General features: G+C 60.8%; 13 protein-coding genes and 1 pseudogene. 3 read left to right on the top strand and 11 right to left on the bottom strand.

Translation table 11 applies throughout. The features are described 5' to 3' along the window. Window positions 1–154: 154 nt before the first annotated feature. The 8 genes and pseudogenes from AC3WL8_RS39070 to AC3WL8_RS39035 all read right to left on the bottom strand — a co-directional run bounded on the left by AC3WL8_RS39070 (window position 155) and on the right by AC3WL8_RS39035 (window position 6,342). Window positions 155–331, bottom strand: a complete 177-nt coding sequence (locus AC3WL8_RS39070) for a hypothetical protein (RefSeq protein WP_194946799.1) — start codon at window positions 329–331, stop codon at window positions 155–157. A 31-nt stretch (window positions 332–362) separates the two neighbouring features. Beyond that, a complete protein-coding gene (locus AC3WL8_RS39065; RefSeq protein ID WP_492380181.1) occupies window positions 363–1,073 on the bottom strand; it encodes a hypothetical protein in 711 nt (236 codons plus the stop codon). Between the two features lie 130 nt (window positions 1,074–1,203). Beyond that, the gene (locus AC3WL8_RS39060; RefSeq protein ID WP_013953024.1) at window positions 1,204–1,488 is read right to left on the bottom strand and encodes a DUF3303 domain-containing protein; all 285 of its coding nucleotides are present in this window, start codon (window positions 1,486–1,488) and stop codon (window positions 1,204–1,206) included. A 185-nt stretch (window positions 1,489–1,673) separates the two neighbouring features. Further along, a complete protein-coding gene (locus AC3WL8_RS39055; RefSeq protein ID WP_153954001.1) occupies window positions 1,674–2,021 on the bottom strand; it encodes an MTH938/NDUFAF3 family protein in 348 nt (115 codons plus the stop codon). Between the two features lie 101 nt (window positions 2,022–2,122). Beyond that, complete coding sequence (locus AC3WL8_RS39050) at window positions 2,123–2,416, bottom strand: hypothetical protein (RefSeq protein WP_013953026.1); 294 nt, start codon at window positions 2,414–2,416, stop codon at window positions 2,123–2,125. Between the two features lie 564 nt (window positions 2,417–2,980). Then, entirely contained in the window at window positions 2,981–4,102 is a 1,122-nt protein-coding gene (locus AC3WL8_RS39045; protein WP_153953999.1) for a substrate-binding protein, read from the bottom strand. A 475-nt stretch (window positions 4,103–4,577) separates the two neighbouring features. Continuing rightward, window positions 4,578–4,748: pseudogene (locus AC3WL8_RS39040) on the bottom strand (IS110 family transposase); the annotation flags it as partial. Window positions 4,749–5,319: 571 nt separating this feature from the next. Further along, window positions 5,320–6,342: an AraC family transcriptional regulator gene (locus AC3WL8_RS39035; RefSeq protein WP_492380180.1), complete on the bottom strand. Its 1,023-nt coding sequence runs from the start codon at window positions 6,340–6,342 to the stop codon at window positions 5,320–5,322. Between the two features lie 200 nt (window positions 6,343–6,542). Between AC3WL8_RS39035 and AC3WL8_RS39030 the strand changes: the two genes are divergently transcribed. The 3 genes from AC3WL8_RS39030 to AC3WL8_RS39020 all read left to right on the top strand — a co-directional run bounded on the left by AC3WL8_RS39030 (window position 6,543) and on the right by AC3WL8_RS39020 (window position 9,227). Then, window positions 6,543–7,601: a beta-keto acid cleavage family enzyme gene (locus AC3WL8_RS39030; RefSeq protein ID WP_492380179.1), complete on the top strand. Its 1,059-nt coding sequence runs from the start codon at window positions 6,543–6,545 to the stop codon at window positions 7,599–7,601. Between the two features lie 211 nt (window positions 7,602–7,812). Continuing rightward, window positions 7,813–8,811, top strand: a complete 999-nt coding sequence (locus AC3WL8_RS39025; protein ID WP_211981412.1) for a Bug family tripartite tricarboxylate transporter substrate binding protein — start codon at window positions 7,813–7,815, stop codon at window positions 8,809–8,811. 5 nt (window positions 8,812–8,816) lie between these two features. Beyond that, the gene (locus AC3WL8_RS39020; protein ID WP_114130878.1) at window positions 8,817–9,227 is read left to right on the top strand and encodes a carboxymuconolactone decarboxylase family protein; all 411 of its coding nucleotides are present in this window, start codon (window positions 8,817–8,819) and stop codon (window positions 9,225–9,227) included. 217 nt (window positions 9,228–9,444) lie between these two features. Here AC3WL8_RS39020 and AC3WL8_RS39015 read toward each other — a convergent pair whose 3' ends face one another. The 3 genes from AC3WL8_RS39015 to AC3WL8_RS39005 all read right to left on the bottom strand — a co-directional run bounded on the left by AC3WL8_RS39015 (window position 9,445) and on the right by AC3WL8_RS39005 (window position 12,846). Further along, window positions 9,445–10,422: a Bug family tripartite tricarboxylate transporter substrate binding protein gene (locus tag AC3WL8_RS39015; RefSeq protein WP_153954077.1), complete on the bottom strand. Its 978-nt coding sequence runs from the start codon at window positions 10,420–10,422 to the stop codon at window positions 9,445–9,447. Window positions 10,423–10,542: 120 nt separating this feature from the next. Further along, window positions 10,543–11,790 carry a CaiB/BaiF CoA transferase family protein gene (locus AC3WL8_RS39010; RefSeq protein WP_013953035.1) on the bottom strand — a complete coding sequence of 416 codons (1,248 nt, stop codon included), beginning with the start codon at window positions 11,788–11,790 and terminating at the stop codon, window positions 10,543–10,545. Window positions 11,791–12,531: 741 nt separating this feature from the next. After that, window positions 12,532–12,846 carry a high-potential iron-sulfur protein gene (locus AC3WL8_RS39005; RefSeq protein WP_080569592.1) on the bottom strand — a complete coding sequence of 105 codons (315 nt, stop codon included), beginning with the start codon at window positions 12,844–12,846 and terminating at the stop codon, window positions 12,532–12,534. Window positions 12,847–12,940: the final 94 nt, after the last annotated feature.

Raw genomic sequence — 12,940 nt, 5'->3', positions numbered from 1 at the left:
CTTGTTGTTTCGGTCATAAGGGCGTTTCTTTCGATATCGTCTCATGACCTCAACACACAAGAAATCTGACAGGCTCATCCGCCCTCGCGCCGGACAGGCCAATTCACGTCAAGCCACCTTCTGAAGCTCGACGCCATACAAGGGTTGCAGGAGCCTACTTGCCACCGACGCCGACCTTGCCGCGCCCGACCTTTCGATGCGGCACACAGGGACGCAGCCTCTTCCTGGAGCCAGCCGTCAACGTGACGTGCTCCGCAGGGTAGCGGGTCGTCCTGTGCGGCGCGGCCTGATAGGCGGAATGGCCTGGATTGATGCGCTTGATAGCTGACATGACTGACACCTCCTCGTCTTGTTAGCGGCACTTAGCCCGGATTACCGCCCTGCGGTGGAGACGTAGCAGCGCCCTGCTCGAGGAATCGACGCCCGCCTCGCAGCTCACGGCCGGCTTGCCGCAGCGGAAGCGATGAGACCGCATGGCTTAGCGACTGATAGCTCTGGTGCAGCATCGATTGGATGATTGCCCAGTCCGCGTCCGTCATGTCGCCCGCTTCTGCGCGAGCATCGCGAAGCAGCATCGCTTGCGCGCGCAGCCGCCCGTGTTCGCGCGTGGCATTCGCGGGCACCATATACAGCGAGGCCGCCGATTCCGCGCAAGTGTTGGTCAACGCATCGGGCCCATAACGATCATGCTCCCGATGCACGATCCACCATTCCAGTTCCAGCCTGGTGGTTCGGGCGATGTCGAAGTTGCGGTCCCCCGTGTAGTGGATCAGGGTGAAATAGGACTGCAGCGCGGGCATCGCCTTTTCGTAGTCGCTGCGCTGCTTCCCCTCTTTGAAGGTGAAGGCGGCGGAGGCGCCATAATAGGCGCCGACGTACGACCTCAGCCACGGAAACCGATACTGCGTGCGCAGGGTCTGCGCCAGTTCAAGGAAGAGCGAGACGGGTCGGCGATCGTAGTACGAGCGCCACATCCTCGTTTCCAGCGTGCCGGTCGCGATCGGATCGAAGCGGCTCAGGTCGCGGTGCCATGGCCAGAAGAGATCGGCTGCGGCATAGCCGATTAGTAACAAAAGCGCGACCAGGATCGTCCGTCTCGAACGTCCTGGCCGGGCAGCAGTCGGATAGCGCCTCAGGCCGCGAAGGGGGGCGTGCCGGGGTGTGTGCATGTCGAATCGCGTTGCTACGCAACAAGCGCCTGGTCTATTTCTTGGCTACCCGCCCGAGGACGGCGGCCAGCTCGGCATCTTCCAGGACCGGCATGATCTCCAGCTCCATCAGATCGCTCCACTGATAGGCGAACTCGGTGAGCTTGGCCGCATCGTCGGTTTCGAGCAGATCGAAGCCCGACCCGAGATCGGCGCTGGTCCACCTGCCCAGCAACTGGATGCCCTCCGGCGGTAGCCCGCCGGTTCGCAGAAAGCGATCGATCGCTTCGGCGCGCTGCTCCTTATCCGGAGCCCAATGGAAGGTCATCATGAATTTCATGGCGGCATCTCCTGATGGTGGTGTCTCACCTCCTCCTACTTCTATATACGTTCCGGCGCGCCATGCGGATGCGATCGAGCGCGCGCGTCTCCGCGCGTGGCGAAATGGGGGAGTTTGTGACCTGTCGGGATGCCCGGAACGGACGCCGCCCGACGCCTGTCACCCGACGCGGACGGCTGGCGGCGCTAGCAGGTGAGGTGCAGGATCGCGTTGGCGCCTTTGGGGTTCGACGCGAGCGTCTTGATGGCGTCGGCTGTCGGCTGGATGACCAGCTCGACATGGCGCCGTTTTGCCTCGCGCTTCACCTCGTCCATCACCGGCAACGCGCCGGTTCCGGTGCCGACCACGAGTTTGCTGCAGTTCCAGGGGATGTCTTCCTGGATCGACAGCGGCGTGTGGCCGAAAGCTTCGCGGAATGGCTTGGAGGGGCCCTTCCTGCGTTTGTGGACCTTGCCGTGGTCGATGACTACGTCGTGGTTGTATGTGACGCCGTCGATACTGATGGTGCCGAAGGAGAATGATTCAAACCGCATTTAGAGCTCCTCTGCGATTTGGGTGCGCGTTTGCTGTGCGCGGTGGCTGGCCTTTGCGTGCGCCCGCTGTGGTCGTCAGACGGGCTGGCGAGGTGGTGCGGTCATCCGGCACGTTGCGCGGGGTGCTGCAGGCTGGCCTTCAGTTCCTCGCGTTCGGTGAAGGTCGGGTTGGCCTGCCAGCCGACTAGTTCGTCGTGCCAGCTCTCCCACACGTTCTCGTCGAACTCGAAGTCCTCATCCAGCCGCCCGCCGTCGCGCAAATAAGCGCCGATCACCTGCGTGCCATCCCAGTAGGCAACGGCCACGTCGGAGAAATCGGCAGTGGTTCCGATCGGCATGTCGCGGAGCAACATTGCCAGGTTTGCCTTGAACGCTCGGAATTCTTGGGAGGTCATGGCGGGCTCCGGTGCGGAGGCGGAAGATGATGGAAGGTTGCACCTGATCTTTCGGCGCGTCAATTTGGAGCGTTGACCGGCACACTTTGGGCCGCCGTGAAAGTCGACAAGAGCCGACCGGCCCACAACTGGCGGAGGTCGCTTGCCGGCCAGTTTGAGCCACTCGAAGGCTCCCATCGGATGACCGCATCGGCCGATGATCCGCCGTTGGCCGGCACGGCGGCGGACCGCTCTTCCCGGCTGAGGAACTGCCGTTCCCTGAGGCAGCTTCGAACGGCCGACCTCGGAAAACTAAGGGAAGAAGCTCAATGCCTGCTTAAAGGCGGAGACACCTCAGGACAGAAGCAAGTCCGCAATACTTCAAAATGCAAACAGTAACGCTCGGCATCAGCGACGGCGCCTTAGCGCCGTCCGCAGCATGGCGTTGTCAGGTGCTGGTGCGTCCTGTTTCATGGCGCAGGCCGGCTGAAATGCAAGACTTTCGCGTTCATCCGGATGGGGCAGATACAGCCGTTACGCGTCACACTGGATGCACAGCGCGCAAAGCCGTGGAATCCTGGTCGCTTACTTCATTCCTTGCATACACTCCTTCGGATCCATGGGCCCCAGGTTCTTGACGATTTCGAATTTCATGCCCTTCACCTGGGCGATATACATGTTCAGCCGGACGTGATGCTGACTGGGCACCATTTCAGCCGGCCCCCCTGGCCCCTGTGCGATCTTCGCGTGGTCCAGTGCTTTGATCACATCATCCTGGTTTAGCGAGCCGGCTTCTTTTACCGCAGCCTCCCAGAGTTTCAGACCACGGTACAAGCCGGTGGCTGCGCTGCCAGCGGTGAATTTGGCTTCGCCTGGATAGAGCTTGTCATACTTCGCCAACAGTTCCTTGCTAAAAGGATCGCTGACGTTCTGGTAGTAGTCGAGGCAACTATATAGGCCCTCCACTTGTTCCGGCGGAAAGAAGCCAAGGAAGTTCTCCTCGAAGTACGTGCACACGAGGTGGCCGCCGCGCTTCATGAAGCCGGACTGATGGAGTTGTTCGAGGAACGACCCCAGGCCGGGCGGAACTATCGTGTTGAATACCACCTCGGCTCCGCTGGAGATAATTTTTTCGATTGTCGCTTTATAGTCGGTATGGTCGAGCGGAAAGTACTCCTCGCCGACGATCGAGCCGCCATGGGCGGTTGCCACCTCACGTAGCTTCCTGTTCATCGTGTGCGGCCAGATGTAATTAGCCGATGGACAGTAGAACTTCTTTGCTCCGGTTTTCTGCATCAGCCATGGAATCGTAGATTCAACCTGCTGAGCAGGCACTGGGCCGGTGCAAAAGATCAGCGGGTGGCATTCCTCTCCCTCGTATTGCTCCGGATAGATGTAGAGCTTCTTGCCCTGCGAGACAGCAGGACCCTTGATGGCTTGCCTCATGGAGCTGTAAATGCCGCCGAAAACAACGTCGACCTGATCTTGCTGGACGAGCTTCCGCGCCTTGGCTTCCCCAACGCTATCGGTCGTTGCACTGTCCTCGAGGTACAGCTCGATCTTCCGTCCCAACAAGCCCCCCCTTGCGTTGATCTCATTGATCACCATTTTGGCCACATTTGCATTGGCGATGCCCAAGAACGAGAGGGGACCTGTAATGTCGGTGATGACGCCCACCTTGATGGATCCACTTGTTGATTCACTCATCGGTTCTTCTCCCTCAAACGGCCACGTTAAGCAGCAGAAGGCACGGCCGCCGGCTTGCCCGGTAGCTGGGCGATATTGTCAAGACTAGTTCATTGGGGCATTTCTTCTGTCCACTACCTCATTAGCGATGCCCCGTTCAAGTTAAGAGTTAAGACGGCCAATGGCAGCCACAGGTTGTGGGGCAAGCGGCACATGATCGAAGTGCAAGTGGCTACTTAGGCCGATGAAGCGACGATCGCCAACCTTGAGAGCCGCTAGCCATCCTTCACCGGCCGTCCGGCGAGCGGAGGCTGGATGGCGGCACATCGGCCAACTCAACCCTTCCGCACTGAGCAGTCGAATGACTCAGTCACGCCCTGAGGTGGTCAGTCAAGTTTTTTTCAGAGCAAAGTTGGTTTCCCGCACGAGCCTTTAAGCCGGCAATCCTGTCCGTCTTCGTACCTGGGCGAACTTCGTCACCGCCGACCGAAACGGATTACCTTGGAAGCGCTAGGTTCCCGAGGAGTGGCGAACCGCGCTTCCTCAAGGCGTTGAGGTAGCTGCTCTCGTCGTACCGAGCTCCTGTCTGCCAACAACGGTAGAGGATCCGTATCCACTTGAACGCCAATGCGCGAACCGCAACCTGGTACGAGCTGCCCTTCGCTCGATACAGTCAAACTCGCGCCTGCCCTCACCGGCCGGCTGCAGGCAGATGTCATGTTTAGTATCGGCCCAATCGATGCCGACGAAGGCCTTGAATTGCTGATTCAACAGAGGTGCCATGTGAACCTCCACAAGTGATAGATTACTTGGCAGGGACATGCATGCTTGCGTTCAGCGAAGGCAATATAGTGAGCCGGTGCGACGGCGAGCCCTGAGTATTCGTTTGAGCGCAAGCGCACCTGTGGACTCGGAGCTAACTGAGCAATCGTCCTGGCGTTTGGGTCGGGATATTCGTAGCCCACAGGTGCATGTCCCGCCTTCACTGGCAGCTTCGCTGCCAGTCCCAAGGTATCGATGAAAGCGGGACGGACTATCTATAAAGGGTCGGGAAGCGCCGGTCGGCACCCTGCCCTCACTTGACCCAGATCGGCGACGAATCGACCGGTCAGTGGCGGCTACCTCGAAGGAGACCGCCCAAATCGGGGGCTGATTAAGCGGCAGGGCGGGGTTCTCCTCCGGAGACCGCGGCTAACTTCGTCGTTGCCCCCGCTTTGGCACGCTGTCTCCAACAACGGCTATTTGTCGCACCTTCCCCTGTCTGCTGGTTTAGTGTTGCGCCACCGCGTCGGCGTCATCCCGAACTGCGCCGTGAACCAACGGACAAACGAGCCATAAGAGGAGTATCCGAGCGACTCGGCAATGCGGCCCAGCGAGAGGCTTCCGTTGTCCATATAGTGGATGACAAGATCGCGCCGTACGCTATTGACCATGTCGGAGAAGACCGCTCCGGTGCTTTCGAGCTGGCGCTGCAGCGTGCGCACGTTCATTCCCACGCCTTGAGCAACTTGCTCGATGGTAGCGCGCCCTATCGGAAGCATCAGATAGATCGCCTTGCGCACCTTGAGCACAATTGACGGCTCGTTAGCCCCCGGCAACCCTTCAAGCAAGCGTTGGGCATGGCGTGCCATGACGGGGTCGGCAATGGGGTTGGGAATCTCCAGGTCGGCAGCTCGGCAAACCAGACCGTTGAACGAGCTTGCGAACTCCAGCTTCCCCCCGAAGATGCGGCGGTGCAGCCGCAGATCAGGTGGGGCGTCATGGGTGAAATTGACGCTAAGAGGGTGCCAGGAGGTGCCCAGAAGCGTGCTACACATGCGTGACAGTGTGCCCAGTGCCAGCTCAACTGACTGTATGGATGGGCCGGCGTCATCCGCGACGACGTCCTCCCGGACGAAAACCTTCTTGCCGACCTCCTCGATCCGGATGACCAGGAACTCATTCATCAGGTGCCGAAACTGAATCAACGTTCCGACAGCGTCGCGCAGGGTCCTTTGATGCGTGAGCAAAACGCTGACGACACCGAGGTCAGACAGTTGCCACAGGTCGGCCATACGCAGCCCGAATGTCGGACATTGTGTGATCCGCGCAGACTCTTCAAGCAAGGTAACGGCACCACTCCCGGAAATCCAGTGGTCCGGGTCCGCAAGCATCTCTCTGCTCAACCTCAGTTTCCGTAGCAACGGCTGCGGTTCCAGGCCCAATTGCTGCGCAACCTTGAAGTAGTTCCTGAGCACGCCGGTGCGAATCAATGTGGCCATCGTTTCTCCGTTACTCGGGAAGTAACCCAGATCCGTTCGTTCAGGGGAAACCCGGGTATTCCGAATATTCTGTCATGAAATGAGACATGAATGTCATGAAATGAGAGAAAGCGACCGCCCCGGGATTACTAGACTAATCCCGGTTCGAGCTCAACAGTTCGTTGCGGCGCCGATAGCTACCCCCCATTAAGGAGAACGAAATGCAATTTCTGGATGATTCGCTGCACCCGGAGAACATGGACAAGGTCGTGATCACGGTGGCCCCCTACGGTCCGGAGTGGATGCCGGAAGATTTTCCCGAAGACATCCCTGTGACCATGGAAGCGCAAATCCAGAAGGCAGTCGATCGCTATGAGGCCGGCGCCAGCGTGCTGCACCTGCATGTGCGCGAACCGGATGGCAAGGGCTCCAAGCGCCTGTCCATGTTCAACGAACTGATCGCCGGCGTGCGCAAGGCGGTGCCGGACATGATCATTCAGGTCGGCGGCTCGATTTCGTTTGCACCGGAAGACGATGGCCAGGCTGCCAAGTGGCTGTCGGACGACACCCGACACGCACTGGCCGAACTGGACCCGAAACCGGACCAGGTGACGGTAGCGCTCAACACCATCCAGATGAATATCATGGAGTTGATCTATCCGGAATTCTACGAAGGCACGTCCCTCGCCAATCCGGCTACGTACGATGCCTACCGTGAAATGATCGTTCCGGCAGGCCCGACCTGGGCGGAAGAACACTTGCGCCGCCTGCAGAATGCCGGCATCCAGCCGCACTTTCAGTTGGTTGGCATGCACGCGCTCGAAACGCTGGACCGCATGGTGCGCAAGGGGGTCTACAAGGGCCCGCTGAACCTGACCTGCATCGGCATCGGTGGCGGCCACCATGGACCGCATCCGTACAACCTGTTCGACTTCATCCAACGTGCACCGGATGGCTGCACCGTTACCGCAGAGTCGTTGTTCAAGAACGTACTTCCGTGGAACACGATGGCGTTGGCGATGGGTATGCATGTGCGCTGCGGCATTGAGGACACCCTCATCGATCAGCATGGCAAGCGCTTCACCTCGGTGCAGCAGGTGCAGCAGCTCGTACGAATCGCCAAGGAGTTGGGCCGCGAGATCGCCGATGGCAAGGAAGCGCGGGAAATCTACCGTATTGGCACCTGGTACGACGATGTCGATGAAACCCTGGCCGCCAACGGCATGACCCCGAACCGCAAGCCTGGTGTCAAGAACGTGCCGCTGCGCCGCGCAGCCTGAGTCGACTACGGCACAGACGAGAAGTCGGTCCAGTTGATATGTGCACTCCAGCCTGAATTGCGACAACTGGATCGATCTGCTTTGTCTTGTTCGCTCCTGCTGACGTCAGTCATGAGGAGCAAGTCTGAGCGCCCCTGCTCATGCCAGACACACCTGTCATTCGCACAACCACCGCATACGACGCCGTAACAACACATACGCAAAGGGCCAAATGACCTCGAACATCATCCGGCTTGTACGCCGTACCTGCCTTGCAACACTGTTGTCCGCCCTGCCCCTCTCCAGCGCACTGGCGGAAGGGGATTGGCCCAATCGCCCCATCCGCATCCTCGTTCCAGCTCCGGCGGGGGGCGCATCCGACATGATCGCACGTACGATTGCGGAGAGCATGCGCCAGAACCTCAGACAATCCGTGGTGGTTGAAAACAAGCCCGGCGCGGGCGGCATCATTGCCACGGACGCAATGCTCGGCGCGCCACGCGATGGCTACACATTCGTGCTGTCTCCCAACTCGCTAGTGACGGAAAACCCGTACAGCTACAAATTCCGCTTCGATCCCTTCAAGGATGTGGTACCGGTCGCTGAAGTGGCCAGCGTGCCGCTGGTGCTGGTTGCCGACCCTCGTCTGCCGGTCACCAATCTCAGCGAGATGGTGGCCTACGTGAAGGCACATCCGGGAAAGGTCTCCTACGCGTCCTACAGCTCGGGTACGATTTCTCACATCAAAGGCATGCAGTTCAACAAGGCGGCCGGGCTGGACATGGAGCACGTCGGCTACAAGGGCTCGCCCCCTGCGCTCACCGACCTCATGGGCGGCCAGATTCAGTTCATGTTTGACGGCATGGGCACCGCGCTTGCGCTCGTGAAACCCGGCAAGGTCCGGGCGCTGGCGGTGACATCGGCCGAGCGTTCGCCGTTCCTGCCCGATGTGCCGACAATGGCGGAAGCGGGCTATCCAAATCTCAGCCAGATCATGGGCACCAGCGTCTGGTCCACGCCAGACGTGCCGGCTGCCATCCGCAGCAGGCTGCAGAGGGAGCTACTCAAGGCCGTCTCATCCCCTTCGGTGAAGAGCCAGCTTGCGGCACTTGGAATGAACCCAGGGAGTCTCACGCAGACGACGGCCGATTTGGAGAAGACGCTCAAGCGGGAGAACGAGCGGACGGGTCAGGCACTACGTGCCATCAACTACAAGCCCTCCTTGAACTGACCGCCATGCACGACGACAAGTACACCGGTACAAGCACCCTGCCAGCCACGCCCATCAGCGACAGCTTGCGCGCGAGCGGCTATTGGAATCCGGAGTGGAACAGCTTCACCGAGCTAGACCCCATCTGGACCGAGAAATTCCTCGACATGGCCATGCATCCTATGACCAAGGGGCTGATAGAGCCAAAGGTCTGGGAGTTCATCTCCATAGCCGTCGATGTATCCTGCACGCACATGTACGGTCCTGGTACGCGGCGCCATATCCGCCGGGCGCTCGAGCTCGGCGCCACCAAGGAAGAGATCGCCGCTGTCCTTCAAGGCGTCAGTGTTCTAGGCTTGCACGCGAACAGCATGGGTGCGCCGATGCTGCTCGAAGAAGTCGCGCGCTTTGACGCGCATTCTCAAAGCAAGAAGTGAATCTCTTCCATCCAAGGCAAAGCATGCCAGTCAGCCTCATGTGCTGACTGGCATGCTTTCGGCTCTTCAGCGTTTTCCGGGAAAGGGTCTCATCTCGTTTTCAGCAACAACACCAGTCAAGGCGGCAGGCGCCATGTCAGGCTGCAATAAACACAGCAGTCCGCCCTCGCCAACTGGCACCGGGCACGCCATTGCAGCGTGCCCGGCTTGCAGACGCTTACTCGACCGCGATGCCTTTGTCGCGGATCACCTTGCCCCACTTGGCATAGTCCTGCTGGATGCGCTGGGCCATCTGTGCCGGCGCCTGGTAGTTGGCAATGGCACCGGCCTTCAGCAATTTGTCCTGGACATCCTTGTCGGCCAGGATCTTGCCGACCTCGCCCGAAACGCGGTCCACCACCTCTTTGGGCGTTCCCGGCGGCGCCAGCAGGCCGCCCCAGGAAACGGCGTCGTAGCCCTTGAAGCCTTGCTCGGCAATGGTCTTGACGTCGGGCAGCATGCTCACGCGCTGCGGCGAGCCGACCGCGATGGCGCGCAGCTTGCCCGCCTGGATGTGCGGCAGCGCGGCGACGAGGTCGGCGTACATGATCGGGACCTGGCCACCGAGGGTGTCGCTGATCGCGGGAACGCCGCCCTTGTAGGGCACGTGCTGCATCTCGAAGCCGCCCATCTGCTTGAGCAGTTCCATGCTCAGGTGGCCGAAGCTGCCCGCGCCGGAGCTGGTGTAGTTGAGCTTGCCCGGCTGTGCCTTGGCCTGTGCGATCAGCTTGGGCAGGTCCGTCACGCTGGGCAGCAGCGTCGGGTTGACCACCACCACGATCGGCAGATCATAGACGGTGGCGACGGGCGTGAAGTCCCTGGTCGTGTCGTAGCCCGCCTTCTTGTACAGGTGCGGCGCCAGCAGCGTGGGCGTGGCCAGCATCATCAGCGTGTAGCCGTCGGGCGCGCTCTTGGCCACCTGGGCGGCAGCGATGGAACCCGATGCACCGGCGCGGTTCTCCACCACCACCGGCTGCTTGAGGCGCTCGGCCAGCTTCTGGCCGACGATACGCGACGCCGTATCCGTGGGCCCGCCCGGCGGGAACGGCACGACGAGCTTGATCGGCTTGTTCGGCCAGGATTGCGCGAAAGCGCTGCCGACCAGCAGCGGCACCGCGGCCAGGGCCAGGATGGCACGACGCCGGGAGTGGACCATACGGGTGAAATTTCGAGTACGCACGATTGTTGTTCCAGTTGAATCAGTGCAAGGGAACCCAAGCCCCCTTGCCGGGCAGGGCTGCGCGGACGTTCATGTGCGTCCGCGCGGCACGAATGCTCAGGCCTGCTGTGGTGTCTCGGGCAGCGTCAGCACGCCGCGGGCCTGCAGTGCCTGCAGCTGGTCATCGCTCATCTGCAGCAGGTTCTGCAGAACTGCCCGCGTGCCCTCGCCCAGCGTCGGGGGCGCGTTGCGGATCGGCAGGCGCTGGCCATCCAGGCGGTAAGGGGGCGCGAACACGTGCGTGCTGCCTGCCACGGGATGGGGCATCTCGCGCAGCAGGCCGCCCTCGCGGGTCCGCTCGCTGGTCAATGCCTCATGCAGTCCCGCCACCTTACCGCAAGGAATGCCGCAGGCCGTCATGCGCTCCAACAGCAGGTCGCGCGCAAAGCCGCGGATCAGGCCCGTGATCATGGGGGTCAAGGTCTCGCGGTTTTTGGCGCGCTCCACATTGGTGGCATAGCGCGGGTCCTCGACGATGTCCGGACGCTCGATGACCTGGCGGCAGAACTTGTCGAACTGGCTGTTGTTGCCCACGGCGATGATCAGCGGGCCATCGGCGGACTCGAACATGCCATAGGGCACGATGGACGGATGGGCATTGCCATAGCGTGCGGGGTCGCGCCCGAGCAGCATGGCGTCCAGGCCGTAATAGCCGGTAACCATCAGCCCGCAGTCGTACAGCGCCATCTCGATCAGCTGGCCCTTGCCCTTGCGCTCGCGGCGGAACAAGGCCGCCAGCACCGCCTGCGCGGCATACATGCCGGTCATCAGGTCCACCACGGCTACGCCGAACTTCAGCGGCGGCGTGTCGGCTTCGCCGTTGAGCGCCATGAGCCCGGCCTCACCCTGGATCACCAGGTCGTAACCGGGACGCTTGGCCTCGGGGCCGCTGGTGTTGTAGCCGGAAACCGCGCAGTAAATCAGCTCGGGCTTGATGGCCTTGAGCTGTTCGTAGCCGAGGCCAAGCTTCTCAGCCCCGCCGGTCTTGAAATTGTGGATGACCACGTCGAACTGCGGCAGCAGGTCGTAGACAATCTGCACGCCTTCCTTGCTCTGCAGATCCAGCGTGATGGACCGCTTGTTGCGGTTCATGCTGTTGTAGTAGGTGGTCTCGGTCTTGCCGATGCGCATGCCCCAGTCGCGCGTGTCGTCGCCGCGGCCGGGGTGTTCCACCTTGACCACCTCAGCGCCGAAATCGGCCAGGACCTGGCCACACAGCGGTCCCGCAAACACTCGCGACAGGTCGAGTACGCGCACGCCCTCAAGCGGGAAGTCGATGCCTTGGGATTGGTCAGGCGTCTGCATTGTTTGTCTCCATGGGCTGTTTCGAGGCACGAGCCGTCTGTGAATAATCGTAGCTTATGTCGGGCTGGCGTCACGCGATGCCGGCAGGGCTGCCGCAGCGCAGCACTCTGGATGCGGTGCCGGAATCGCGAATGTCCGTGCCGGCGATGAAGACTGCAGTGCATCGCCGACGACGGTGGCGACAGAAGGAAGCGGAAGCTTCCTCGGGCGTGGGCGGGTCCCCATCGCGGTCAGCCTAGCATTCTTGCTTGGATAACACCGCTATACAATCCCGATTCAAATTGACAAAATGTTCAATAAAATTTGACAGTGAATCGGGCCGCTGAGGCACCCTCCGTCGGCGACCTTGACTCGAGGTTGTGCTTCTTGAGCAAGAAGGCGGTTCTGATTGCACCGCCCCTCTCCTCCGCAGGTCAGGGCTGGCCCTTTGGGGCCGACGCGGGGTGGCTACGCGTGGCCGCTGCCGAGGCGCCTTGGCCGCCTGCACGCCCCATATATCGCCGTGAGCTGCGCTCTTGTCCTTTTTGGCGCTCTCGCCGGAGGCACCGCTGGCAGCCTGCCCAGACGGCTCCGCGCGCCTGCCAGTGTCAGTCCCTGGTGTTGGAGGGGAGCCGTAGCGGCCGCCCTGGGCCCAAGCCGCAACAGCCGTAAGCGAAAGGGCGGCGAGGAAGGCTAGCTTTTTCATTGCTGTCTCCGTTCATGTGAGATAGCGCGCTTAGAGATAGAGGCGTATTAGATTTTTCAAACCTTCTTCACGTAAGAGTTGCACCAACCGTTTGCTGCGACCTGCTTATTACTGAAAATGGGACAGGGTCCCCACGCGTCGCCGGCTTTTCCTTGAAACAATTGGCAGTTGCTGCACTTCTGGCTTGCCTCGTGCCTTGGAAATTTGGCCTTATCGACCTTCGTTGTTTCGTGCTTGTATCCTAGTGAGACGGCTTGTGGATCGTTCTCGTCAAGCTTCCCCGCTTGTGCATTTGCCGGGGACTCGATGCCACCCACTGCGGCCGCAACAACGCCCGATATACCCCTCAAAAATGTTCGTCGAGTAGTCATCGCAGCACCTCCAGTCAAGGGCCTGTCAGTTTTTTTGTGTGCAGGGCAGTTAAAGGCTCATCGTCATTTCGACCGGTGAGCCAGCATTATCTCA

Source organism: Cupriavidus sp. FW305-F7 (assembly GCF_058782875.1).
The sequence above is the reverse complement of the archived record's forward strand: the minus strand, read 5'-3'. Positions and strand labels throughout refer to the sequence as shown.

What these genes read in the sequence shown, in the direction of transcription:
- AC3WL8_RS39020 (WP_114130878.1), top strand. Translation starts at nt 8,817, where the DNA reads ATGCACGACGACAAGTACACCGGTACAAGCACCCTGCCAGCCACGCCC.
- AC3WL8_RS39045 (WP_153953999.1), bottom strand. Translation starts at nt 4,102, where the DNA reads ATGAGTGAATCAACAAGTGGATCCATCAAGGTGGGCGTCATCACCGAC.
- AC3WL8_RS39015 (WP_153954077.1), bottom strand. Translation starts at nt 10,422, where the DNA reads ATGGTCCACTCCCGGCGTCGTGCCATCCTGGCCCTGGCCGCGGTGCCG.
- AC3WL8_RS39005 (WP_080569592.1), bottom strand. Translation starts at nt 12,846, where the DNA reads ATGACTACTCGACGAACATTTTTGAGGGGTATATCGGGCGTTGTTGCG.
- AC3WL8_RS39055 (WP_153954001.1), bottom strand. Translation starts at nt 2,021, where the DNA reads ATGCGGTTTGAATCATTCTCCTTCGGCACCATCAGTATCGACGGCGTC.
- AC3WL8_RS39025 (WP_211981412.1), top strand. Translation starts at nt 7,813, where the DNA reads ATGACCTCGAACATCATCCGGCTTGTACGCCGTACCTGCCTTGCAACA.
- AC3WL8_RS39060 (WP_013953024.1), bottom strand. Translation starts at nt 1,488, where the DNA reads ATGAAATTCATGATGACCTTCCATTGGGCTCCGGATAAGGAGCAGCGC.
- AC3WL8_RS39035 (WP_492380180.1), bottom strand. Translation starts at nt 6,342, where the DNA reads ATGGCCACATTGATTCGCACCGGCGTGCTCAGGAACTACTTCAAGGTT.
- AC3WL8_RS39050 (WP_013953026.1), bottom strand. Translation starts at nt 2,416, where the DNA reads ATGACCTCCCAAGAATTCCGAGCGTTCAAGGCAAACCTGGCAATGTTG.
- AC3WL8_RS39010 (WP_013953035.1), bottom strand. Translation starts at nt 11,790, where the DNA reads ATGCAGACGCCTGACCAATCCCAAGGCATCGACTTCCCGCTTGAGGGC.
- AC3WL8_RS39070 (WP_194946799.1), bottom strand. Translation starts at nt 331, where the DNA reads ATGTCAGCTATCAAGCGCATCAATCCAGGCCATTCCGCCTATCAGGCC.
- AC3WL8_RS39030 (WP_492380179.1), top strand. Translation starts at nt 6,543, where the DNA reads ATGCAATTTCTGGATGATTCGCTGCACCCGGAGAACATGGACAAGGTC.